The 23,732-nt window shown below is 63.8% G+C and carries 21 protein-coding genes; 16 read left to right on the top strand and 5 right to left on the bottom strand.

Features of this window, described 5'->3' with window-relative positions:
* Positions 1-168: 168 nt before the first annotated feature.
* From AB5Y64_RS19175 to AB5Y64_RS19145, 7 genes are all read left to right on the top strand, one after another.
* Positions 169-1,068 (top strand): LysR family transcriptional regulator ArgP, encoded by a 900-nt coding sequence (locus AB5Y64_RS19175; protein ID WP_010672764.1) that lies wholly within the window; start codon positions 169-171, stop codon positions 1,066-1,068.
* A gap of 86 nt (positions 1,069-1,154) precedes the next feature.
* Positions 1,155-3,176 carry an exoribonuclease II gene (locus AB5Y64_RS19170; RefSeq protein WP_039039762.1) on the top strand — a complete coding sequence of 674 codons (2,022 nt, stop codon included), beginning with the start codon at positions 1,155-1,157 and terminating at the stop codon, positions 3,174-3,176.
* A gap of 644 nt (positions 3,177-3,820) precedes the next feature.
* Positions 3,821-5,749, top strand: coding sequence for a PTS mannitol transporter subunit IICBA (locus tag AB5Y64_RS19165; RefSeq protein ID WP_039039764.1), 1,929 nt, complete (start codon positions 3,821-3,823; stop codon positions 5,747-5,749).
* Positions 5,750-5,786: 37 nt separating this feature from the next.
* Complete coding sequence (locus AB5Y64_RS19160; protein WP_039039765.1) at positions 5,787-6,932, top strand: mannitol-1-phosphate 5-dehydrogenase; 1,146 nt, start codon at positions 5,787-5,789, stop codon at positions 6,930-6,932.
* A gap of 97 nt (positions 6,933-7,029) precedes the next feature.
* Positions 7,030-7,551, top strand: coding sequence for an MltR family transcriptional regulator (locus tag AB5Y64_RS19155; RefSeq protein ID WP_010672759.1), 522 nt, complete (start codon positions 7,030-7,032; stop codon positions 7,549-7,551).
* A gap of 94 nt (positions 7,552-7,645) precedes the next feature.
* Positions 7,646-9,436 (top strand): cation:proton antiporter, encoded by a 1,791-nt coding sequence (locus AB5Y64_RS19150; RefSeq protein ID WP_368204351.1) that lies wholly within the window; start codon positions 7,646-7,648, stop codon positions 9,434-9,436.
* A 69-nt stretch (positions 9,437-9,505) separates the two neighbouring features.
* Positions 9,506-9,754 (top strand): hypothetical protein, encoded by a 249-nt coding sequence (locus tag AB5Y64_RS19145; RefSeq protein ID WP_010672757.1) that lies wholly within the window; start codon positions 9,506-9,508, stop codon positions 9,752-9,754.
* Between the two features lie 36 nt (positions 9,755-9,790).
* On the opposite strand, the gene AB5Y64_RS19140 is transcribed toward AB5Y64_RS19145, so the two are convergent.
* On the bottom strand, positions 9,791-10,309 hold the full coding sequence (locus AB5Y64_RS19140; protein WP_039039767.1) for a mechanosensitive ion channel domain-containing protein: 519 nt from the start codon (positions 10,307-10,309) through the stop codon (positions 9,791-9,793).
* A gap of 9 nt (positions 10,310-10,318) precedes the next feature.
* Complete coding sequence (gene zntB / locus AB5Y64_RS19135) at positions 10,319-11,284, bottom strand: zinc transporter ZntB (RefSeq protein WP_171865294.1); 966 nt, start codon at positions 11,282-11,284, stop codon at positions 10,319-10,321.
* Between the two features lie 131 nt (positions 11,285-11,415).
* Between zntB and AB5Y64_RS19130 the strand changes: the two genes are divergently transcribed.
* The 3 genes from AB5Y64_RS19130 to AB5Y64_RS19120 all read left to right on the top strand — a co-directional run bounded on the left by AB5Y64_RS19130 (position 11,416) and on the right by AB5Y64_RS19120 (position 12,865).
* On the top strand, positions 11,416-11,868 hold the full coding sequence (locus AB5Y64_RS19130; protein WP_039039769.1) for a YaiI/YqxD family protein: 453 nt from the start codon (positions 11,416-11,418) through the stop codon (positions 11,866-11,868).
* Between the two features lie 121 nt (positions 11,869-11,989).
* Positions 11,990-12,259 carry a PepSY domain-containing protein gene (locus AB5Y64_RS19125; protein WP_010672753.1) on the top strand — a complete coding sequence of 90 codons (270 nt, stop codon included), beginning with the start codon at positions 11,990-11,992 and terminating at the stop codon, positions 12,257-12,259.
* Positions 12,260-12,307: 48 nt separating this feature from the next.
* Entirely contained in the window at positions 12,308-12,865 is a 558-nt protein-coding gene (locus AB5Y64_RS19120) for a cytochrome b/b6 domain-containing protein (RefSeq protein ID WP_039039770.1), read from the top strand.
* A gap of 106 nt (positions 12,866-12,971) precedes the next feature.
* Here the strand turns inward: AB5Y64_RS19120 and AB5Y64_RS19115 are convergent, their stop codons facing one another.
* Positions 12,972-14,177 (bottom strand): NupC/NupG family nucleoside CNT transporter, encoded by a 1,206-nt coding sequence (locus tag AB5Y64_RS19115; protein ID WP_010672751.1) that lies wholly within the window; start codon positions 14,175-14,177, stop codon positions 12,972-12,974.
* Between the two features lie 529 nt (positions 14,178-14,706).
* On the opposite strand from AB5Y64_RS19115, the gene dbpA reads away from it, so the two are divergent.
* On the top strand, positions 14,707-16,086 hold the full coding sequence (gene dbpA, locus AB5Y64_RS19110) for an ATP-dependent RNA helicase DbpA (protein WP_039039771.1): 1,380 nt from the start codon (positions 14,707-14,709) through the stop codon (positions 16,084-16,086).
* 86 nt (positions 16,087-16,172) lie between these two features.
* A complete protein-coding gene (locus AB5Y64_RS19105; protein WP_039039772.1) occupies positions 16,173-16,463 on the top strand; it encodes a YkgJ family cysteine cluster protein in 291 nt (96 codons plus the stop codon).
* A 9-nt stretch (positions 16,464-16,472) separates the two neighbouring features.
* Here the strand turns inward: AB5Y64_RS19105 and AB5Y64_RS19100 are convergent, their stop codons facing one another.
* Positions 16,473-16,895 carry a hypothetical protein gene (locus AB5Y64_RS19100; RefSeq protein ID WP_039039773.1) on the bottom strand — a complete coding sequence of 141 codons (423 nt, stop codon included), beginning with the start codon at positions 16,893-16,895 and terminating at the stop codon, positions 16,473-16,475.
* A gap of 255 nt (positions 16,896-17,150) precedes the next feature.
* Between AB5Y64_RS19100 and AB5Y64_RS19095 the strand changes: the two genes are divergently transcribed.
* Complete coding sequence (locus AB5Y64_RS19095; RefSeq protein ID WP_368204350.1) at positions 17,151-18,545, top strand: PepSY-associated TM helix domain-containing protein; 1,395 nt, start codon at positions 17,151-17,153, stop codon at positions 18,543-18,545.
* 206 nt (positions 18,546-18,751) lie between these two features.
* On the opposite strand, the gene AB5Y64_RS19090 is transcribed toward AB5Y64_RS19095, so the two are convergent.
* Positions 18,752-19,657, bottom strand: coding sequence for a 1,4-dihydroxy-2-naphthoate polyprenyltransferase (locus AB5Y64_RS19090; RefSeq protein ID WP_029313608.1), 906 nt, complete (start codon positions 19,655-19,657; stop codon positions 18,752-18,754).
* A gap of 210 nt (positions 19,658-19,867) precedes the next feature.
* Here AB5Y64_RS19090 and AB5Y64_RS19085 point away from each other — a divergent pair, with 210 nt between their 5' ends.
* Genes AB5Y64_RS19085 through menH form a run of 3 tightly spaced genes read left to right on the top strand, consistent with a single transcriptional unit; the run spans position 19,868 to position 23,732 of the window.
* A complete protein-coding gene (locus tag AB5Y64_RS19085) occupies positions 19,868-21,199 on the top strand; it encodes an isochorismate synthase MenF (RefSeq protein ID WP_043154006.1) in 1,332 nt (443 codons plus the stop codon).
* Positions 21,200-21,232: 33 nt separating this feature from the next.
* Positions 21,233-22,978 carry a 2-succinyl-5-enolpyruvyl-6-hydroxy-3-cyclohexene-1-carboxylic-acid synthase gene (gene menD / locus AB5Y64_RS19080; protein WP_368204349.1) on the top strand — a complete coding sequence of 582 codons (1,746 nt, stop codon included), beginning with the start codon at positions 21,233-21,235 and terminating at the stop codon, positions 22,976-22,978.
* Complete coding sequence (gene menH, locus AB5Y64_RS19075) at positions 22,968-23,732, top strand: 2-succinyl-6-hydroxy-2,4-cyclohexadiene-1-carboxylate synthase (RefSeq protein ID WP_368204348.1); 765 nt, start codon at positions 22,968-22,970, stop codon at positions 23,730-23,732. The genes menD and menH overlap by 11 nt, the downstream gene beginning before the upstream one ends.

Here is a 23,732-nt window from a genome sequence, read left to right as displayed (position 1 = left end):
CAAAAACGGACCGGGTGAGTATCTTATGAATCTCATGTCAGGGCTACTGTCACATCTCACAGGGGCGGCCCCGGGCACGGGCCCCCTCCATGGGGGCGGTCAGGTTGTCCTCTGGCGCGCCCTTGAGTAGCATTCTTGCTGAACTCCCTTTTTTCATAAGGAATGCTGATGAAGACGCTGGACTACAAGCTGCTGCTGGCCCTGGACGCGGTGATCCGGGAGCAAAACTTCGAGCGTGCCGCCCAGCGCCTGCACATCACCCAGTCCGCCATCTCCCAGCGCATCAAGCAGCTGGAGCAGCAGTTTGCGGAGCCGCTCATCATCCGCAGCCAGCCGCTGCAGGCCACGGGGCTCGGCCAGAAGCTGCTGGCCCACTATCGCCAGGTGCGCCAGCTGGAGCTGGAGCTGGCCGGCGAGCTCTCCCCCGACGAGCCCAGGGCCCCCATCCGGGTCAGCATCGCCGTCAATGCCGACAGCCTGGCCACCTGGTTCCTGCCCGCCCTGGCGCCACTGCTGGAGCAATACCCCATCGAGCTGAACCTGCTGGTGGATGACGAGAGCCGCACCCTGGACCGGGTGCGCGAGGGGCAGGCGTTCGGCGCCGTCAGCCTGCAACCCCAGCCGCTGGCGGGCTGCTGCGTCGACGAACTCGGCGAGATGCGCTATCTGCTCACCGCCAGCCCCGCCTTCGTCGCCCGCCACTTCCCGAACGGCCTCACGGCGGCGGCCCTGGCCAAGGCGCCGGCGGTGGCCTTCGATCAGCGCGACGACATGCACATCAGCTACATGGCCCGTCATTTCGCCCTCCCCCCCGGTGGCTACCCCTGCCACACGGTGCGATCCTCCGAGGCCTTCGTCGCCATGGCGGAGCAGGGGCTGGCCTGCTGCCTCATCCCGGAATTGCAGATCCGCCAGCAACTGGAAGAGGGGCGCCTGCTCGATCTCAACCCGGATCACCACCTGGTCGAGCAGCTCTACTGGCACCGCTGGGTGCTGGAGCGGGGGCTGCACAAGCAGATATCCCAGCGCCTGATCCAGCAGGGGCGACGGGCACTGCAACCCCGTTGAGGGGGCCATTCACCTTGGCTTTGGGGGGGTAAAAACGTATAGTGCTGGGCGATTAACCATCAGGTCTCCACTCAGGTTCCCCATTTATGTTCCAAGACAATCCGCTGCTGGCCCAGCTCAAGCAACAAATCCGCGAAAACATCCCCAAGAAAGAGGGTGTGATCCGCGCCTCCGATCGGGGCTTCGGCTTCCTGGAGGTCGATGAGAAGACCAGCTATTTCGTGCCGCCTCCCTACATGAAGAAGGTGATGCACGGTGACCGGGTGAGCGCCCTGATCCGCACTGAAAAAGAGAAAGAGGTGGCCGAGCCGGATGCCCTGCTGGAGCAGGCCGTCACCCGCTTCGTCGGCCGCGTCAAGATGTTCCGCGACCGCCTCAACGTGGTGCCCGACCACCCCCTCATCAAGGACGCCATCAAGGCCCGCGCCAAGAAGGGTCTGGACGAGAAATCCTTCAAGGAAGGGGACTGGGTGGTCGCGACCCTCAAGCGCCATGCCCTGGTGGACGGCAACTTCTCCGCCGAGATCACCCAGCTCATCGCCACCCAGGAAGATCACAACGTGCCCTGGTGGGTGGTGCTGGCACGCCACAACCTGGCCCAGATTGAGCCGGCGGACCTGCCGGAGTGGAAGGTGATCGAAGAGGAAGAGCTGCCCCGCCGGGATCTGACCCAGGTTCCCTTCTTCACCATCGACGGTGCCAAGACCAAGGACATGGACGATGCCCTGGCCATCACCAAGCTGGAGAACGGCTGGGAGCTGCTGGTGGCCATCGCCGACCCGACCGCCTATGTGGCCGAGGGGAGCGAGCTGGACAAGGAAGCCGCCCAGCGCGCCTTCACCGTCTACATGCCGGGGCGCAACGTACCCATGATCCCGCGCACCCTCTCCGACGAGCTCTGCTCCCTGAAAGAGGGCGAGGAGCGCAACACCCTGTGCGCCCGTCTGCTCATCGCCGAGGACGGCCTGCTGCTGGAGGAGACCGAGTTCTTCGCCGCCCGCATCGTCTCCCATGCCCGTCTCAGCTATGACGACGTCTCCGACTGGGCTGAGCATGGCAAAGAGCTGGCCATCGACGCCGGTGTGCTGGCCCAGCTGCCGCTGATGAAGGCGATGACCGAAGCGCGCATCAAGTGGCGTACCGAGCACGCCCTGGTATTCCCGGATCGTCCCGACTACGACTTCGAGCTGGGTGAAGACGGCGAAGTGCTGGCCATTCACGTCGAGCCGCGCCGCATCGCCAACCGCATGGTGGAAGAGTCGATGATCGCCGCCAACATCTGTGCCGGCCGCGTGCTGGGCAAAGAGGTCGGCTACGGCATCTTCAACGTCCACACCGGCTTTGACGAGGAGTCCCTGGACGGCGCCATCGAGCTGCTCAAGACCGCCGAGGCCCCGTTCGAGAAGGAAGAGATCGCCAGCCTCTCCGGCTTCTGCGCCCTGCGCCGCTGGATCGACAACCTGGACACCCGCTGGCTGGACGGCAAGATCCGCCGCTTCCAGAGCTATGCCCTGATGTCCGCCGAACCGGGTGCCCACTACGGCCTGGGGCTGGATGCCTATGCCACTTGGACCTCCCCCATCCGCAAATACGGCGACATGGTCAACCATCGCCTGCTCAAGGCGGTCATCGCCGGCAAGACCCCGGGTGAGCGCCCCAGCCTGGAGCTGACCGAGCACCTGACCGCCTGCCGCCGCCTGCACCGCATGGTGGAGCGCGACATCGGCGACTGGCTCTATGTGCGCTACCTCAAGGCCGATGCGGGCACCGACAAGGTGTTCAACGCCGAGATCATCGACGTGATGCGCGCCGGCCTCAAGCTGCGCCTGCAGGAGAACGGCGCCGTGGTCTTCATGCCCGCCCGCCATATCCTGGACAACAAGGATCGGCTGGAGTGCAACTGGGACAACGGTCGCGTCTATCTGGACAAGACCGAGGTGGTCTACGAGCTCGGCCAGATCATCGAGGTGAAGCTGACCGAGGCGGTGGAAGAGACCCGCTCCCTCATCGCCAAGCCGGCGGTGGATCTGGTGCCGGGTCCGGCGCCGGTGGCCCCTGCCAGCGAGGCCGATGCCGCGCCTGCCGACGAGGCCCCCAAGGCGCAGTGATCCCCCTGCTTGTCTGCTCTGCAAAAGCCCGCATCCTGCGGGCTTTTTTTATGGCTGCGCTCCGCGGGCAGACGGGATGGGAGACCCGCTCGCAGGCCCCTGCCTGCGTCGCGACCGGCAGGGAGGATCGAGACGGGAGCGGATCAGGATCCGCCACCCGGGCGTCACAAGAGGCCTTGTCGGAACCGATCCTCTCGGGGGAAAAACTGAAAGTGGGTTACAAAATAAATGATTCATTGGTGATTAACGATGAACTACGGCATATCCATCGTCATTACTTGCGAATACGAGGCGACAAATCATGACTCATTTGAGTGCAAAATTTGGTTTTGTGACGACAGTCACGTTGACACCGTGTTTGCGCAAACCACAAAACGAGACATCAATCACAAAAAATTGACACCCAGAGGCGAGAAGATCGAAATGTTGCCGAAATACAGCGACTGACTGTGATCGTCATCACTATGCCGGGAGGGGGGAGGTCGGGGTATTTGAGATCCAGGTCACAAGACACCCCGTTTTCAGCCTAATTTGATCACAAGCTGGTAGATTGAAGTTGCTTAGACGACTGGGATGGGAGTTCGGCAAAACTCGTCATCCCGACTACCACTTTTAATCACACAGGCTTAAAACGGGGTCCCGACATGTTATCACCGGATACCAAAGTCAAGATACAGAATTTTGGACGCTTCCTGTCCAATATGGTCATGCCCAACATAGGCGCCTTCATCGCCTGGGGCTTCATCACCGCCCTCTTCATCCCCACTGGCTGGCTGCCCAATGAAACCTTGGCCAAGCTGGTTGGTCCCATGATCACCTACCTGCTGCCGCTGCTCATCGGCTATACCGGCGGCAAGCTGATCGGGGGTGACCGGGGTGCCGTGGTCGGTGCCATCACCACCATGGGCGTCATCGTGGGGACCGACATCCCCATGTTCATGGGCGCCATGATGGTCGGCCCGCTGGGTGGCTGGGCCATCAAGCGCTTCGACAAGGCGATGGAAGGTCGCGTCAAGAGCGGCTTCGAGATGCTGGTGAACAACTTCTCCGCCGGCATCATCGGCATGTTGCTCGCCATTCTCGCCTTCTTCGTCATCGGTCCCTTCGTCAAGGTGCTCTCCGGCGTGCTGGCGAGCGGTGTCGGCTTCCTGGTGGACAACCACATGCTGCCCCTCACCTCCATCTTCGTCGAGCCGGCCAAGATCCTGTTCCTGAACAACGCCATCAACCACGGCATCTTCTCGCCGCTCGGGATCCAGCAAGCCACCGAACAGGGCCGCTCCATCTTCTTCCTGATCGAAGCGAACCCGGGTCCGGGCATGGGCGTGTTGCTGGCCTACATGGTGTTCGGCCGTGGCGCCGCCAAGCAGTCCGCAGCCGGTGCGTCCATCATCCACTTCTTCGGCGGCATCCACGAAATCTACTTCCCGTACGTGCTGATGAACCCGCGCCTCATCCTGGCGGTGATCGCAGGCGGCATGACCGGGGTCTTCACCCTGACCCTGTTCAACGCCGGTCTGGTCTCCCCCGCCTCCCCGGGCTCCATCTTCGCCGTGCTGCTGATGACGCCGAAAGCCTCCCTCATCGGGGTGCTGCTCTCCATCGTCGCCTCCGCCACCGTCTCCTTCCTGGTCGCCGCCGTGTTCGTCCGTGCCCAGCAGCCGGAAGCCGACGAGGCCGATGCCCTGGGTGAAGCCACCCGCAAGATGAAGGCCATGAAGGGTACCAAGCCCGAGACCACCGCCGCCAAGAAGCCGGAAACCGAGCTGACCGCAGTGCGCAACATCGTCGTCGCCTGCGATGCGGGCATGGGCTCCAGCGCCATGGGCGCCGGCATGCTGCGCAAGCGGGTGCAGGCCGCCGGTCTCGACATCAGCGTCACCAACCGTGCCATCAACAACCTGGATGATCAGGTGGATCTGGTCATCACCCACAAGGATCTCACCGACCGTGCCCGTCGCCATGCGCCGCATGCACAGCATATTTCGCTGACCAACTTCCTCGACAACGCCCTCTATCAGGAGCTGGTACAGAACCTCAGCCTGGCCAACGCGGCCAACGATGACGTCGCCAACCCGCAACTGCTGGTGGCGGCCAACGACGACAGCTACGAGCCGCAGGAGCCGGAAGTCTTCACCCTGAGCCTGCAAGACGTGCACCTGGGCCTCAAGGCCGAGAGCAAGGAAGCGGCCATCGTGACCGCCGGCAAGCTGCTGGCCGAGCGAGGCTATGTGGCACCGGACTACGTCGACGCCATGCTGGAGCGCGAACAGCTGGTCTCCACCTACCTCGGCGAATCCATCGCCGTGCCCCACGGCACCATCGCCGCCAAGGAGCACGTGAAGCGTACCGGCATCGTCATCTGCCAATACCCTGCCGGGGTCGCCTTCGGCGAGGGCGCCGATGAAGTGGCGCGCCTGGTAATCGGCATTGCCGCCCGCAACGATGAACACATACAGGTCATAACCCGCCTGACCAATGCACTGGATGAGCCCGGTCTCGTCGACCGTCTGGCCAGCACCCAGGATCCCCAGGAGTTCCTGGATCTGCTGGGGGCCGAGCAGGCCGCGTAATCATCCGTCATCGTCTTTGGTTGTAGAGGTTAATATCATGAAAACATTGCATTTTGGTGCCGGCAACATCGGTCGGGGCTTCATCGGCAAACTGCTGGCTGACGCCAGCCATCAGGTCACCTTCGCCGACGTCAACGAGACCCTGATCGACCAGCTCAACCACCGCCAGGAGTACAAGGTGCACGTGGTGGGCACGGATCAGAAGCTGGACGTGGTGCGCAACGTTGCCGCCGTCAGCTCGGCCGGACACGAGGTGATCGCCCGTATCATCACCGCCGATCTGGTCACCACGGCGGTCGGCCCCAACATCCTGGACAAGATTGCCAGCACCCTGGCCAAGGGGCTGCAGGCCCGCTTCGATGCCGGCAACCTGACTCCCCTCAACGTCATCGCCTGCGAGAACATGGTGCGCGGCACCAGCCACCTCAAGGAGGAGGTACTCAAGTACCTGCCGGTCGCGTATCATGCCACCCTCGAGCAGTGCGTCGGCTTCGTCGACTCGGCGGTGGATCGCATCGTTCCGCCCGCCGCGGCGAACGACGATCCCCTGGAGGTGACGGTGGAGAGCTTCAGCGAGTGGATCGTCGATCGGACCCAGTTCAAGGGGGAGATGCCCCAGGTAGCGGGCATGGAGCCCACCGACAACCTGATGGCCTTCGTCGAGCGCAAGCTGTTCACCCTCAACACCGGCCACATCGTCACCGCCTACCTCGGCAAGCTCAGGGGCTATCACACCGTGCGCGAGGCGATCGAGGATCCGCTGATCCGCAGCAAGGTGCGCCGCGCCATGGAGGAGAGCGGGGCCGTGCTGGTGAAACGCTACGGCTTCGACCCGCGCCTGCACGCCGCCTACATCGAGAAGATCCTCTCCCGCTTCGCCAACCCCTATCTGGTGGACGAGATTGACCGGGTCGGTCGCCAGCCGCTGCGCAAGCTGGCGGCGGGGGACAGGCTGGTGAAGCCGCTGCTCGGCACCCTGGAGTACGGCCTGCCCAGCGATCACCTGCAGGAGGGCATCGCCGCCGCACTGCATTACCGCAATGAGGACGATCCCCAGGCGGTGGAGCTGCAGGCCATGCTGGCGGAACTTGGTCCGGCACGGACCCTGGCCCGCGTCACCGGCCTGGATGAGCACAGCGATGTGGTACGCACCATCGTCGCCCGTTACAACAACTTGAAGTGACCTGATGGGGTGGCGTCACACCGCCCGTGACGGACCCCATACGATACAAACCGGGGGAGGGCCTGCTCTCCCCCTGTCAGCCGGACCCGAAGCACTTATGACCACACACCAGGAAGATGAAGTACTGGAGCGACTGAACGAGCAGGATGGCCCCCGCGGCTTCTTTCTCGAGGTCGTGACCATCCTGGAAGAGGCGGTCGACTCCCTGATGCGGCGAGCCTTTCGTCAGGAGGAGTATGCCGTCAAATACGCCATCGAACCCCTGCTCAACCAGAGCGGCCCCCTCGGCCAGCTGGAGGTGCGCCTCAAGCTCATCTTCGCCCTCGGCCTCATCTCCCTCGAGCGCTATCAGGATCTCGAGGCATACCTGAAGATCCGCGACTTTCTGGTACGCGACCCCAAGGATTACCGCTTCAGCGACAAGCCGGTCCGCGATCTGCTCGAGCGCCTGAATGCCATCCAGCAGGGCAGCATGATGCCGCAGGATCCCCCGGCCAACGAGGAGGACTGGCCCCTCTACCAGATGCAGCTCAACCGGCTCGATCAGATGGTGCGCTCCGCCCTGGTGCTGGCGGTGACCGATTGCGTCACCGAACTCCACAAAGAGAGCCCCATCTGATCTGAGCGGCTCTCCCCTGCACGCCTGGCGGGTGTCATCTTGCCCCCCTTCCCCGCTACACTAGGTCCAACCCCATCACCTGTACGAGGTTGGCATGATTGCTCTCTCCCTCGCCGGAATAGCCCTCATCTCCCTGCTCGCCCAATGGCTTGCCTGGTCCGTGCGCGTTCCCGCCATTTTGTTCCTGCTGCTGAGCGGCCTCTTGCTCGGCCCGGTGACCGGTCTGCTCGATCCCGATCAGTTGCTGGGGGATCTGCTGTTTCCCCTGGTCTCCCTCTCGGTCGCCATCATCCTGTTTGAAGGGGCGCTGACCCTGCACCTGACCGAACTCAAGGGGATCGGCAAGGTGGTACGCAACCTCTGCTCCACCGGCATGGTGACCAGCTTTGCCGTCATCGGCGCCGCCAGCTACTTCCTGCTTGGGCTGGACTGGCGGGTCGCCATGGTGCTCGGCGCCGTGCTGGTAGTGACCGGCCCCACGGTGATCGCCCCCATGCTCAACGTGATCCGCCCGGTCCGGGAGGTGGACAAGATCCTCCGCTGGGAGGGGATCGTCATCGACCCCATCGGCGCCCTGTTCGCGGTACTGGTGTTCGAGGCGGTGCGCCTCGGCAGCCAGGGAGATCTGGTCGGTCATACCCTGCTGGCCCTGGCCAAGACGGTGGGAGTGGGGTCGCTCATCGGGGTCGGTGCCGGCTGGCTCACCACCCTGCTCATCCGCAAGGACTGGCTGCCGGTCAGCCTGCACAAGTTCGGGGTACTGGCGCTGGTGCTGGTGACCTTCACCCTGTCTGACTGGCTCAGTCACGAATCCGGCCTGCTGGCGGTGACCGTGTTCGGCATTTGGCTCGCCAACCAGGAGGGGCTGGATCTGGAGGAGGTGCTGGCCTTCAAGGAGGATCTCGCCGTCATTCTCATCTCCTCCCTCTTCATCCTGCTGGCGGCCCGCCTCGATCTGGCCCAGCTCTGGCAGCTCGGCCCCATGGTGCTGGCCCTGCTGTGCGTGGTGCAGTTCGTGGCCCGCCCGCTCTGCATCCTGGTCTCGACCCGGGGGTCGGACCTGCCCTGGCGCGCCCGCGCCCTGCTCGCCTGGATAGCCCCCCGGGGCATAGTGGCGGCGGCGGTCAGCGCCTCCTTCGCCATCAGCATGCACGAGGCCGGCATCCAGGATGCCGACAAGCTGGTGCCCCTGGTGTTTGCGGTCATCATCTTCACCGTGGTGCTGCAGAGCCTGACGGCCACGCCATTGGCCAGATTGCTCGACATGCGCCAGAGCGCCCCCAATGTCTGGCTGCTCATCGGCGCCAACTCGGTGGCCCGGGCCATCGGCAAGGCGCTGGCGGATCAGGGGATCCCGGTGCAGCTCTCCGATCCTGCCTGGGAGCACTGCAAGCTGGCCCGCATGAGCGGCCTGCCCTGCTACTTCGGCAACCCCCAGTCGGAGCACGCCGAGCGGCACCTGCCCCTCACCAGCATCAGCACCGTGCTGGCGCTCTCTCCCAGCCGCCACAACAAGGCCCTCGGGGTGCTGCACTTCGCCCACCTCTACGGGGAGGAGAAGGTCCACTCCCTGCGTTCCAGCGAACAGCACGGCAAGGCCAACCGGGAGAGCGCCACCTTCCGTGCCCGCCAGAACCTGTTCGGTGCCGACATCAACTTCGCCAGGCTGAGCGGCCTGCTGAGCCGGGGCGGGCAGATCAAGGCGACCCGCCTGAGCGACACCTTCGACTGGGACCAGTATCAGGAGGCCAATCCCGGCGCCATTCCTCTGTTCGTGCTGGATGCCAGGGCCAGACCCTGGGTGGTCACCGGCCCTGTCACGCCGCTGCCCGGGGAGCTGCTGATCGCCCTGCAACCACCCCGGGAGGGGGCGACGGCGCCCTGATCCGATGACGGCGCCACCGGGAAGGAGAACTAGACTTGAGGGTGGCGCCATGAGTCATAGGAGGATGTCATGACAGTCAGTGAATTGCGCGCGCTTCACCAGCAGCACAGGTTCAAGGAGGCCGAGATCATGCACGACATCGTCTCCCCCGGCTGGATCGTGGAGTTCAGGGGGCAGGACGGCCACCTCTACGTGATGACGGACACCCTGGGGTGCCCCATGAGCTTCTCGTCCACCGAGGAGGCACGGGACCACATCCACCTGGTGGCCGACTGCCCCGTCCAGGTCGAGCACCTCTACCGCTTCTTTGAACGCTGAACACCCATCGAAAAAGGCTCCCGAGGGAGCCTTTTCTCATTCCGGCTGCGTGGACTCAGCCTCCTTTCCCTCCAGCCGCCTCACCGGCTTTTGCAGAATAAGGTTCGCCGGATAGGTGACCAGATCGCCGTTGTCATCCCGCACCCGCACGTAGAAGAGACCGATCTCGGTGATGATGCCGGTGACGGAGTCATCCTTGTCGAGGATGCGGATGCGATCGCCAATCTTGTAGGGGAAGGCGAAGAAGATGGTAATGCTGGCGGTGATGTTGGAGAGGATCGACCACTGAGCCACCATGGCGACCCCCAGTACCGCGAAGAAGGAGGAGGCGAGCACCACCAGCCGGGAGAAGTCGAGCCCCCAGACCCCGGCCAGGATCAGCAGGGTGGCGCAGCCCAGCAGGAAGTGGAATACGTGCTCCACGTAGAGTACCCGGTTCTCGCTCACCTGCCGGCTCTGGCCAAGGGCCATCAGGCTCTTGTGAATGAGGCCGCGCACCAGGGTGTGCCCCAGCAACAGCAGCAGGGTCACGCCAAAAGATTCCCATGTCGTCATGTTCACTCCTTACCACCAGCGCCTGTGCTTGAGCCAGACCGCCAGTCCGGTCGCCAGCACCAGCAGGAAGCCACAAAACACCCAGAAGGCGGTCGGACTCTCGGCCCCGGGGATCCCCCCCAGGTTGATGCCGAACAGGCCGGTCAGGAAGCTGGCGGGCAGGAACAGCAGCGCCATCACCGACATCTGGTAGGCGCGGCGATTGGTCGCCTCCGCCATCAGGTTGTTGATCTCGTCCGCCAGCACGGCGGTGCGCGCCACCCCGGCATCCAGATCGTCGAGCCAGCGCCGCAAGCGGTCGGCGATGTCGAGCAGGCGTCGCCTGTCATCTTCGTCCAGCCAGCTGATCTTCTCGTTGGCCAGGCGCGCCACCAGATCCCGCTGGGGGGAGAGGTAGCGACGGATCATGATGAGCTGCTTGCGGATGCGCGCAAGCCGACCGTTGGCGGGCAGGTCGCGCATCAGCACCATCTCCTCCAGATCCAGGATCTGGTCGTGCAGCTCCTCGACGAACTCCCCGGCCCGGTCGGTCAGGGCGTCGCAGATCTCCACCAGCCAGTCGGCGGGTGTGTCGGCACCGCCCCCCAGCGACAGTTGCTCGAACACATCTTTCTCGGAGAGCAGCGGACGACGTCGGCTACTGATGATGAGATCCGGCGTGATGAAGATCCGCAGGGCAACCATCTCTTCAGGCCTGTGATCCTTGTTGTGGTTGATGCCGCGCAGGATCAGCAGCACCGTCTCCCCCATCCGCACCAGCTTGGGACGATTGCTCTGGCCGAGCAGGGCCTCCCGGGCCGCCTCCCCCAGCAGCGGCGTCTGCAGCAGCCAGCGCGCCGACTCCGGGTTGCCATAGTCCAGATGCAGCCAGCCGGGCTGGGCACCGGGGATCTCGCTACCTTCAGCCAGCGGGGTCATGCCCCCCTTGCCGTCCAGGGTCAGGCCATAAATCACGTCACCGGGCACCCGATCCATCTCGTCTCCTTCTCGTTTCATGTGCAGGCCCCAGCTTACACCAAAGGCGGGGACGACTCAGCCCCGGGGCAGCCGCCCCGCGCCAGCCATGCTAAGATGCGCCACCCGTTCCAGACACAGGAAGCCATGCCATGCCCATCTGGGTTGATGCCGATGCCTGCCCCATCCCGGTCAAGGAGATCCTCTACCGCGCCGCCCACCGCGCCCAGGTGGTGACCACGCTAGTGGCCAACCAGGGGCTCAGAGTCCCCCCCTCCCCCTTCATCAAGACCCAGCAGGTGGAGAAGGGCTTCGATGTGGCAGATCATGTCATCGCCCAGCAGGTCAAGCCCGGCGACCTGGTGATCACCGGCGACATTCCCCTCGCCTCCTGGGTCATCGACGCCGGGGGCGAGGCGCTCAATCCCCGGGGCGAGATCTACACCCGGGAGACCATCCAGGCACGGCTCGGGATGCGCAACTTCATGGAGGAGCTGCGCTCTGCCGGCGTCCAGACCGGTGGCCCTGCGCCCTTCAACGCCGCCGACAAGCAGCGCTTCGCCAATGCGCTGGACAAGTGGCTGGTCAGGGGCAAGCTAAGCTGATCACCCTCTCCCCGGCCCACCGCCGGGGAGAGCCATTCATTTCCCTTTTCCCTTAATTCTTCCTTAATGCGCCTTGATTAGCCTTGCGACTGTTGACCCAACCACCCGCAAGGAGCAAGCAATGAAACTGACCCCCCTGTTGTTACTGATCCCCCTGTTGAGCGGCGCAGCCCTGGCCGACCCCCAATGCACCCAGGCCGACAAGAGCAAGTGGATGAGCGAAGCCGACGCCCAGCAGCAGATCAAGGCGATGGGATACGACATCAAGAAGTTCAAGGCCACCAAGACCGGCTGCTACGAGATCTACGGCTGGGACAAGGAGAAGCGCAAGGTCGAGATCTACTTCGACCCGACCGACCTGAAAAAGGTGAAAGAAGAGATCGACGAGTAACGCCGCCCTGGGCCGGTCTTCCCCCGGCCCCCACCATGGAGCCTTGCCATGACACCTGCCTCTGAAGTGAAAGTCTGGGATCCCCTCATCCGGGTGTTTCACTGGGCGACCGTCACTCTCTGCCTGCTCAACTTCTTCGTGCTGGAAGAGGGTAGCAAACCCCACAGATATGCTGGCTACGCGGTGGGCATCCTGCTCATCATCCGCCTGCTGTGGGGACTGGTCGGCCCCTATTACGCCCGCTTCGGCCAGTGGTGGCCAACCCCTGCCCGGGTCCGCTACTACCTGCGTCAGCTCGCCCAGGGGCGCCACCCCTACTACCTCGGCCACAATCCGGTCGGCTCCCTGATGATCTGGTTGCTGCTGCTGTCCCTGGTCGGGACCGTCGTCACCGGCTGGCTCACCACCTGGGATGCCTTCTGGGGCGAGGAGTGGCTGGAGGAGCTGCACGGCATCATCGCCAACACCCTGATGGCCGCCGTTGGCATCCATGCGGCCGTGGTACTCCTGACCGATCGCCTCACCCGCAGCGATTTGGTCCGCGCCATGGTGCTGGGCAAAAAGCGGGTCCCCGCCAACATCAAGGTGGAAGACCCCCGCGCTTGATGGCCGGGCTGCCGACCAGTCCCCTCCTCTGTTCACCCGCTCATCTGCCCAAAAAAAGACCCCCTGCCAAGGCAGGGGGTCGTCATGAGCAGCGCGGGGGGAGGACCTAGATCATCACACCGGCGATAACGGCGGAGAGCAGGCTCACCAGAGTGGAGCCATAGACCAGCTTCAGACCGAAGCGGGAGACCATGTTGCCCTTCTCTTCGTTGAGCGCCTTCACCGCACCGGCAATGATGCCGATGGAGCTGAAGTTGGCGAACGACACCATGAAGATGGAGAGGATACCGACGGTGCGCGGGGAGAGCTCGGCGGCAATCTTGCCCAGATCCATCATGGCCACGAACTCGTTGGTCACCAGCTTGGTCGCCATGATGGAGCCGGCCTGCAGCGCTTCACTGCCCGGGATGCCCAGGATCCAGGCAACGGGATAGAAGATGTAGCCCATGACGTGCTGGAAGTTGACGCCGAACGCCGCCTCGAACAGGTAGTTGATGAGGGCGATCAGGGCGATGAAGCCCACCAGCATGGCACCGACGATCACCGCCACGGTGAAACCGGCCATGATGTATTCCCCCAGCATCTCGAAGAAGTTCTCCTTCTTCGGCGTGTGGTGCTCGTCACCCTCGGCCAGCGCCTTGGCATCGGTCACGGTGTTGTCGGGCTCGTAGGGGTTGATGAGGGAGAGCACCACGAAGGTGCTGAACATGTTGAGCACCAGCGCGGCCACCACGTAGCGCGGCTCGATCAGCTGCATATAGGCACCGACGATGGACATGGAGACGGTGGACATGGCCGTCGCCGCCAGGGTGTACATCTGCTTCTCGTTCAAGTGCGGCAGTATGTTCTTGAGGGCGATGAAGTTCTCGGACTGACCGACGATCATGGAGCTGATGGCGTTGAAGGACTCCAGCTTGCCCATGCCGTTGATCTTGGCCAGCACGGTGCCGATGCCACGAATGACGATGGGCAGCAGACGGATGTACTGCAAAATGCCGATCAACACGGAGATGAAGACGATGGGCATCAGCACCATCAGGAAGAAAGAGAAAGCCCCTTCGTTGACCAGACCGCCGAACACGAAGTCGGTCCCCTGCTTGGCAAACTCCATCAGCTTGGTGAAGCCGGCGGCAAAGCCACCCACCACCGCCAGACCCACTTCGGAGTTGAGCATGAACCAGGCGAGCGCCAGCTCGACCACCAGCAGCTGGCCGATGTAACGCAGCTTGATCTGTTTCCAGTTGCGGCGGTTTGCCAGCAACGCCAATGCCAGGACCATCACGAGTCCGAGCACGAAATGAACGTATTCCATACCAGTAGCACCCATTGAATTGTTATTTTTGACCGGCGCCATCATAAAGAACTGCATATTTAAAAATCAGAGAATCATCACAATCCGCGGTAAAAATATGCATGCGAAATAATACAAACGTTTTTAAATTAATTGCCATGACACACGATTATTAATCGTTAATGGATGAGGTTAAAAATAAATCAAAAACAATAAGTTATGCTCATTTGTTAATTTCATTCCTCATTCGTATATAGATTGAATAACGACCATATCCCATATGGCATCCTCCGATGACTCATCATCACCAGGGCATGTTTAATTAAAAACGTTTTCTCGCCATTCATCATGATCTGGCCATGACCACCCCCTGCTCCATTGTGCTCTTTTTACATACCGCAAGCCCGCCAACGCAGACAGAAGCCTCCATCGGCAACCCATGACGCCAACCGTTCAAATATTCACCGCATCCGGCGGCACATTCTGGTATGATGCGCCCCCTTGCGCACCGCGCACCCCCATTTCTGGTTTTCCGACATAGAGTCCTTTTGTGAACAACAGCGAATTTAGCAGCCTGAACCTCTCCTCCGCCCTGCAGGACAACCTCGCCAGCCTGGGCTATCTGCAGATGACCCCGATCCAGGCCCAGAGCCTGCCCCTGGTGCTCGACGGCAAAGATTTGATCGCCAAGGCGAAAACCGGCAGCGGCAAGACCGCGGCCTTCGGCCTGGGTCTGCTGGCCAAGCTGGACGTCAACCGGCTGGCCGTGCAGGCGCTGGTGCTCTGTCCGACCCGCGAGCTGGCGGATCAGGTGGCCACCGAGATCCGCCGTCTCGCCCGTACCCTGCCCAACGTCAAGCTGGTGACCCTGTGCGGCGGCACCCCGACCGCACCGCAATCCGCCACCCTGGGCTTTGGCGCCCACATCGCCGTCGGCACCCCGGGCCGGATCCTCAAGCACCTGGAGCAGGGCACCCTTGAGCTCGACGATCTCAAGACGCTGGTGCTGGACGAAGCGGATCGCATGCTGGACATGGGCTTTGGTGAAGACATCAACCGGGTCATCAGCCACGCCCCGCGGGACCGGCAAACCCTGCTCTTCTCCGCCACCTATCCGGAAGGGATCGCCCAGATGAGCCGCGGCGTGCAGCGCAATCCGGTGGAGGTGAGCGTGGAGTCCCTGCATGAAGAGAGCGCCATCGAACAGAAGCTGTATGAAGTGCCGGCCGGCCAGCGCCTCGATGCCCTCACCTGGCTGCTCAGCCACTACCAACCGGGCTCCTGCGTGGTGTTCTGCAACACCAAGCGCGCCTGCAACGACGTGGCCGATCACCTGGCCGCCAAGGGCTTCTCGGCGCTGGCGCTGAACGGTGACCTGGAACAGCGTGAGCGGGATCAGGTGCTGGTGCGCTTCGCCAACGGCAGCGCCACCATACTGGTCGCCACCGACGTGGCGGCCCGCGGCCTCGACATCAAGGAGCTGGGGGCCGTCATCAACTACGAGCTCACCTACGACCCCGAGGTGCACGTGCACCGCATCGGCCGTACCGGCCGCGCTGGCCAGCAGGGCCTGGCCCTGAGCCTCTACCAGCCGAACGAGGCCCAGCGCGTCAACTTCATCGAGGAGTACCAGCAGGCCCCCATTCCCCAGGGCGACCTGGCCGGGATCGGCCGCGACATCAAGCCGATCGCGCCGCAGATGGTGACCCTCTCCATCGATGCAGGCCGCAAGAGCAAGGTGCGTGCCGGTGACATCCTCGGCGCCCTGACCGGCGAAGGCGGCATTGCCGGGGCCGATGTGGGCAAGATCCAGATTTCCGAGCAGTACTCCTACGTGGCGGTGAAGCGCCAGGTGGCGAGCGCCGCCCTCAAGCGGTTGCAGGAAGGCAAGATCAAGGGGCGCAGCTACCGTGCCCGCAAACTGGGCTAAGGTATTTCACACGCCCCAGCCAGACCACAGGCGCCTGACAGGCGCCTGTTTCATATCATTCGCCGCCATGCGGCAAGACAGGTGACATGACCCAAGCAATCCAGAGCGATGTGAGCTGCCAGAACTGCGAAGCCTGCTGCTGCCGCCTCGAGGTGATGCTCTTCACCGACACCGGCGTGCCGGACCGCTATATCGAGGAACGGGAAGGAGAAGTGCCCGTGATGCACAGACTGGAAGATGGCTGGTGCGCCGCCCTCGACCGCAACACCATGATGTGTCGCATCTACGAGGTGCGGCCGCTGATCTGCCGTGAATTCGAGATGGGGGAGCCCGACTGCCTCGACGAGCGGGACAAGTGGTTCATCAGGCTGGAGTAACCGGGGTGTTCAACCCGTGCTGACGTGGATCTCCTTGCCTTGCAGCCCCTCGAGGCGCTGTGTCAGCCAGTGGATGGCCTGCGCTTCCTCCTCGAAATAGCGCACCTCCTGAAAGGGAAGCTCGCTGAAAACGTGATCCGCCAGATAACGTTTGAAATCCCCGATCATGACCACCGCCAGAAAGGCGCAGCCATGGGTGGCGCACCAGTTGAACTGGCGACGAAAACGGGCCAGCACCTCGGGGCCGGCGGCCTCGAACTCGGTCGCGACCTCGACGATGCCCCAGGGGGCTCCCTGCAAACGGCTTATCTGCTGGCTGAACTTGCCCTCATAGGCCATGGCGCCTGCCAGGTTGAAAGGGCCGCTCGGCCGACAGATCAGCAGTTGCCCTTGTCGCTGCATCTCAAAATGGCCGTGTGCTTGCACGTTCACCTCCTGCCTTGAGTCCTTCGCTGCGGCTGATATGCCCTGTGTTGCCACAAAGTAAGAATTTATCCCCGAAAAGTCCATGAAGCTCCCCCCATTGTGAACGGAAAGCGCCATTCACCCCCCGTTTTTACCCCAGTGGCGGAATGTACATTTCTTCGACATGTTCTGTTGCAGTTAACAAAACGTTGCTGCTATCATCCGCGCCACTCAAAACATTCCACCTACTGAAACCTTTTGGCGTTCACCCAGGGATCAACGATGAAGCAACAAGACGCAAGTTATTACCAACGGATCTGGCGCTGGCATTTCTATGCCGGTCTCTTCGTCGCCCCCTTCCTGATCCTGCTCTCCCTCACCGGCATCGTCTATCTGTTCAAACCGCAGCTGGACAACCTGCTCTACCCCGAGCTGATGAAGGTGACGCCCGCCACCCAGACCCTGAGTGCCGACCAGCTGCTGGCCAAGGCAACCATCGCCATGCCGGACGCCAGCCTGCGCAAATACCTGCCCTCGGTGGCAGCAGACGCGAGCGCCCAGATAGTCGTGATGCGTGAAGGGCAGGAGCTGACCCTCTTCATGGATCCCGCGAACGGCGCCCTGCTCGGCACCATGGACAACAAGTGGAACCTGCAGGCGGTGGCGCGCGCTCTCCATGCGGAGCTGATGCTTGGCACAACAGGTGATCGCCTGATCGAGCTGGCCGCAGGCTGGGGAATCGTGCTCCTCGTCAGCGGACTCTATCTCTGGTGGCCCCGCAAGGGGCCGGGTGTGGGAGGCATCCTCTGGCCGAGAATGCACCAGCGCGGCCGTCTCTGGTGGCGTGATCTGCACGCCGTGGTCGGCTTCTGGGGCGCAGGTTTCCTGCTGCTGCTGCTGCTGACGGGCATGACCTGGACCGGTTTCTGGGGCGGCCAGTTCGCCGATGTCTGGAACCGCTTCCCTGCGGCCATGTGGAACGAGGTGCCCAAGTCGGCCCCCCTCACCCGCAGCCTCAACCAGGCTCACGAACAGACCGTCTCCTGGGGGGCCGAGACCCTGCCCATGCCGAGCTCCCAACCCACGGCAGAGAGCCATGATCACAGCGCCATGACCCATGGCGGCGGACACGAGGGCATGGTCATGGCCAGCCATCGCATTCCGCTGCAACAGGTGGTCGACATCGCCAGCGAGCGTGGGGTCAGCCCGGGTTACAGCATCACCCCCCCGGTCGGTGAAACCGGCGTCTATACCATCGCCATCTTTGCCGATGATCCCCGCAACGACGCCACCCTGCACATCGACCAATACAGCGGCAAGGTGCTGGTCGACGTGCGCTGGCAGGATTACGGCCCGGTCGCCAAGACGGTGGAAACCGGCGTCATGCTGCACATGGGCAAGCTCTACGGCTGGCCGCACCAGCTCGTCATGCTGCTCATCTGCCTGATGATTCTGGCAAGCTCGGTGAGCGGGCTCTGGATCTGGTGGAGCCGCCGTCCCAGTGGTCGCCTCGCCGCCCCGCCCCTGCCCGCCAAGTTGCCTCCCATGGGCGGTGCCATCGCGGTGCTGGTCGTGCTCGGGATCTGCTTCCCGCTGGTGGGGGCCTCCATGGTTGCCATCTGGCTGCTGGACAGTCTCTTCTTCTCTCGCCGCCCGGCCGTGGCCCAGGCAAGCTGACCCGTCAGGGGCAAGCCCGCCTCATGCACACGAGGGCTCCCTGTCGGGGGCCCTCGTCGTCTGCATCACCTGGCATCATCCTTCGCCTGGCGGCATGCTCCTCCCCTGGCGCTCATCACATCGGTCTGATGAAACAACAACGCGTCGACACATCAACAAAAAGGGCTCCCGTTCGGGAGCCCTTTTCATTGCCAAACGCGTCGGCCTCAGGTGAGCGCCAGCCCGGCGGAGAGCAGCAGGCTGAACAGAAATGCGCTGATGGCGGTCTTCTTGAGGGCGCCGGTCAGCACCTCGCCATCGAAACTCTCTCGCAGGGTGCGGGCGGCATCGGTGAGGGGCTTCATGGCGGGCAGGAAGATCCAGGGCCAGAGGCTCGCAGGCTGGGTCAGCAGGAAGGCGATGGTCGCCAGCAGCGCCGCCCCCAGCAAGACCCAGTGATAGGCGATGGCCCGGTTGCGGCCAAGGCGTACCGCCAGGGTGATCTTGCCGCTGGCGGCATCGGTCTCGATGTCCCGCACGTTGTTGATGTTGAGCACGGCAGTCGCCAGCAGGCCGCAGGCGGTGGCAGGTAGCAACAGGTCCCACTCCAGGCTATGGGTGAAGAGGTAGTAGGAACCGAGCACCCCCAGCAGGCCGAAGAACAGGAATACCGAGATGTCCCCGAAGCCGCGATAGCCGTAGGGGCTCTTGCCCACCGTGTAGGTGATGGCCGCGACGATGGCCGCCCCCCCCAGCAGGATGAACGTCAGGATCTGCTGCCACGCCTCCCCGAAGGCGCAGACCAGCAGGGAGAGGCCGCTCACCACGGCCGCCAGGGCGGTCAGCCCCATGGCCACACACATCTGGTGCCGGGTGATGAGGCCGGAAACCACGGCGCGCTGGGGACCGATCCGCTCCCCGTTGTCGGCACCGGAGACCGCATCGCCATAGTCGTTGGCCAGATTGGAGAGAATTTGCAGCAGGATGGCGGTCAGCAGGGAGAGCCCCATGATGGTGCCGTCGAACGCTCCCCGGCTGGCTGCCAGCCCCGAGCCCAGCAAGATGGAGGAGCACGCCAGGGGCAGTGTTCGCAAACGCGCCGCCAGCAACCAAACAGAGAAGGTATTTGTCATATTGTGATGGCCAAACAATCAGATATTGATCGTGTTAAGGGTTATCGAACCGGATTTAGGTATACTTGGCTGCGCGGGGGCGTCGGCTCCCCCAGGCAATTTACATGGACGAATGGGCAGATAATATATAGGAAATCGTCGCCCTTTGGCATCAACCTGCGCCATCCTCCCCCGGAGCGATCGCGATTATCCGGCTCAGACTAGACATCCATGTTGGCTCAGACCCACCTCAAGCAACAACTGGACGCCCTGCGTCACAGCACTGTCAGCGGTTTCGTGCGACTGCGCGTGGCCGCTCACGTCGACGTCTTTCCCGGCTGGTTGGCGGCCCAGACGCTCTACCCCCGCATCTATTGGCACGCCAGAGGGCAACAGAGCCCGGAGTACGTGGCGCTTGGCGCCATCCACGAGCTGACGCGGCCGGAGGATATCCAGCGGGTCTGCGACCTTGCCGGCACGGCCAGTGAAGACAGCCCTCGCTACTACGGTGGCCTGGCGTTCGACCCGGATCTGCCCGGCTGGCAGGGTTTTGGCCCCTGCCGCTTCGTGCTGCCCCGTATCGAACTGGTACGCCGGGGGGAGTGCACCAGCCTCTGCCTCAATCTCTGGCTGCCCGCCCGGGAAGAGGGTCACGCATTCGAAGCCGAACTCTGCGCCGCCGAGGCGGCGCTCGATGCCCTGCAACCCGAGGCCCCCCTGCCCGCCCTGCAAAAGCGGCCATGGCAGCGCCAGGACCTGCCGGGCCCTGCCCAGTGGCAGACCCTGGTGGAGCAGGTCACGGCCCCCGACTTCCAGGCCCGCACCCCCAAGGTGGTGCTGTCGCGGGAGAGTCTGCTCCAGAGCGAGGCGCACGATGCGCCCCTCTGCCCTTGGTCCCTGCTGACACAGTGGGCCCGCCACGCCCAGGAATGCTTCCACTTCGGCTTCCAATTCTCCCCCGAGCAGAGCTTCATCTCCTGCTCCCCCGAGCGCCTCTACCGCCGGGAGAAGGGCCACCTCTTTACCGAGGCGCTGGCAGGCACCATTCGCCGTTCCGGGGATGAGGCGACCGACGCGGCCCTGGCCGCCGAGCTGCTGGCCGACAGCAAGAACCGGCTGGAGAACCGGCTGGTTCACGCCGACATTCTCAGCCGCCTGGCCCCCCTCACGACCGATGCCACCCTGACCGAGCCGCGCATTCTGAAATTGCGGCTGCTGCAACACCTCAAGTGCGACATCGAGGCAGAGCTCAAACCCGGCGTCTGCGACTGGCAACTGCTGGCTGCCCTGCACCCCACTCCCGCCGTGGGGGGCGCCCCCCGCGAGGCGGCGCTCGCTTTCATCCGTGAATGCGAGCCCCATGATCGCGGCTGGTATGCCGGTGCCTGCGGCATGCTGAGCCGGGAGACCTCGGAGTTCTCCGTCGCCATTCGCAGCGCCCGGATCAGGGGCCCGCGCATCAGCCTGTTCGCCGGTGCCGGCATAGTGGCGGGATCGGAGCCCGCCGCCGAGTGGGCCGAACTCGACAACAAGATCGCCAACGTGCTCTCCCTGCTGGGATAGCGTTTCTCACCGACTCCTCACTGCGAGAGCTTCATGTCCGCCAGCCACGTGTCCGCGCATCACGCCTTTGCCAGCCATCACGCCACCTTCAACCATGTCTGGTCCTCCCTCTTGCTGGAAGAGCTCTTTCGCCTCGGCGTGCGCGACATCGCTCTGGCCTCCGGCTCCCGCTCGGCGCCGCTCACCATGGCCGCCGCAGCCCACCCGGGCTTTCGCCGCCATTTGCACTTCGACGAGCGGGGTCTGGGCTTCATGGCGCTGGGGCTGGCCAAGGGCAGCGGCCGCCCGGTGGCGGTCATCATGACCTCGGGCACCGCGGTGGCCAACCTCTGGCCCGCGGTGGCAGAAGCCCAGCTCACCGGGGTCCCGCTCATCATTCTCTCTGCCGACAGGCCACCCGAGCTCATCGACAACGGGGCCAACCAGGCCATCGATCAGCCGGGGATCTTCGGTCGCTACCCCGTCTACCAGCAAAATCTGCCGAGCCCCACTCCCGCCATTCCGGCGGCCTTCGTGCTGAGCTCGGTGGATCAGGCCCTGGCCCGACAGGCGCACACCCCGGGGCCGGTGCACTTCAACTGCATGTACCCCGAGCCCCTCTACCCCGGCGACCACTATCTGGACTTTTCCGATTACCTGGCGCCCCTCGGCGACTGGTTGCACTCGGCCAAGCCCTGGAGCCCCTGGCTGGCGGGCGAGCCGGGCTGCCCCGCCCAACCGGACTGGGATGAGCTGAAGGGCAAGCGCGGTGTCATCGTCGCCGGGCGCATCCAGGATCCGGTGCAAGGCAAGGCGGTGGCCGAGCTGGCAGACCGCCTCGGCTGGCCCCTGCTGGCGGATCTGCAAAGCCAGATCCGCTTTGATGATCGCAATCTCGTCCACACGGATCTCGCCCTGCAACACAGCGACTTCGTGGCCGAGCTGGCCCGCGCCGAGGTACTGCTGCAATTCGGCGCTCGCCTCATCTCCAAGCGCCTCGGCCAGTTCATCAAACAACACCCCTGGCAGGATTACTGGCTGGTGGACCCGCAGCCGGCACGCCTCGACCCCGACTATCGGCTGCGCCGTCGCCTGGTGTGCGACCCCGCCGCCTTTGCGGCCGCCCATCCAATCCCTCATTCCCAGCAGCCCTGGCACCAGTTGGCCGCGTGCCAGCAGGTCATCAGCCAGCAGATCCGCACCGCCTGTGATCGCTTCTCGGAGCTCGGAGTGTGCCACCGCCTGAATCAGCTCATCCAGGGTCAGTTGTTCGTCGGCAACAGCATGCCGGCCCGGCTGATGGACATGCTGGGCGAGGTGGGCAAGGGCCCCAGCCGGGTGATGACCAACCGCGGCGCCTCCGGCATCGATGGCCTTATCGCCACCGCATACGGCTTCGCACAGTCGGTCCCGCCTGACAGTCGCGAGCCCACCACCCTGCTGCTCGGGGATCTCAGTGCCCTGCACGATCTCAACAGCCTGGCGCTGCTCGGCAAGGGGAGCCGCCCCCTGGTGGTGATCCTGCTCAACAACGACGGCGGCAGCATCTTTCGCATGCTGCCTGTGCCCACCCAGGACGCCCTGCTGGAGACCTACTACTGCCTGCCCCACGGCCTGCACTTCGAGCACGCCGCCGCCATGTTCGGCCTGCACTACCGGGCCCCCACCACCCTCGACGCATTTGAGCGGGACTATGCCGCAGCCCTGAAAAACGGGGTAACCCTGATTGAAATCAAGGTACCGAGCAGTGAAGTCGCCGAGGATCTCAAGGCACTGGGAGCCGCTATCCGTGGTCTCTGATACCGCCGTGCCGCTGGTGCTGCTGCACGGCCTGCTGGGGGATGCCGACGACTGGCGACCTGTCATCCAGACCCTGCACGGCGTCCCGTGCCATGCCCTGGATCTGCCGGGCCACGGCCGCAACCGGGCACTGCGGGTGAGCGACTTTGACGAGGCCCATCGCTGGCTCTGCGACGAGCTGGCCGCGCGGGATATCGCCCACTACCGGCTGGTGGGGTATTCGCTGGGGGGTCGGCTCGCGCTTCATCACGCCAGCCACACCCCGGCGGGGTTGCAGGCCCTGCTGCTGGAGAACTGCCACCCCGGGCTGCCTGCCGGTGAGCGTCCGGCCCGCATCGCTCACGATGAAGCCTGGGCCCGGCGTTTCGAGTGCGAGCCCCTGACCCGGGTGCTTGCCGACTGGTACCGCCAGGGCGTCTTCGCCGATCTGGACGACGATGCCCGCATCCGCCAGGCCGCACGCCGCCTTGGCAACGACGGCAAGGCCGTGGCCGCCATGCTGAGGGCCACGTCCCTGGGGCGGCAGCCGGATCTCGCCCCCTGGCTTCGGGATACCCGGCTGCCGGTGCAGTGGATCTCAGGCAACCGGGATCACAAATTCCATGCCCTCGCTTGCCAGTTGGTAAAGCAAGGCTGCAATATCAAACACTTGGCTCTGGATGGCGGACACAATCTGCACACAAGCCAGCCCGATACCTTTGCCCGGCTCCTGCGGGAGTGGGCTCACCAACCAGAAGAGAAGATCCATGATTGA

The organism is Aeromonas sp. R5-1 (assembly GCF_040908265.1).
Lineage (GTDB): Bacteria > Pseudomonadota > Gammaproteobacteria > Enterobacterales > Aeromonadaceae > Aeromonas > Aeromonas caviae.
Note: the sequence above shows the minus strand (reverse complement) of the source record. Positions and strands in the feature narration are given on the sequence as shown.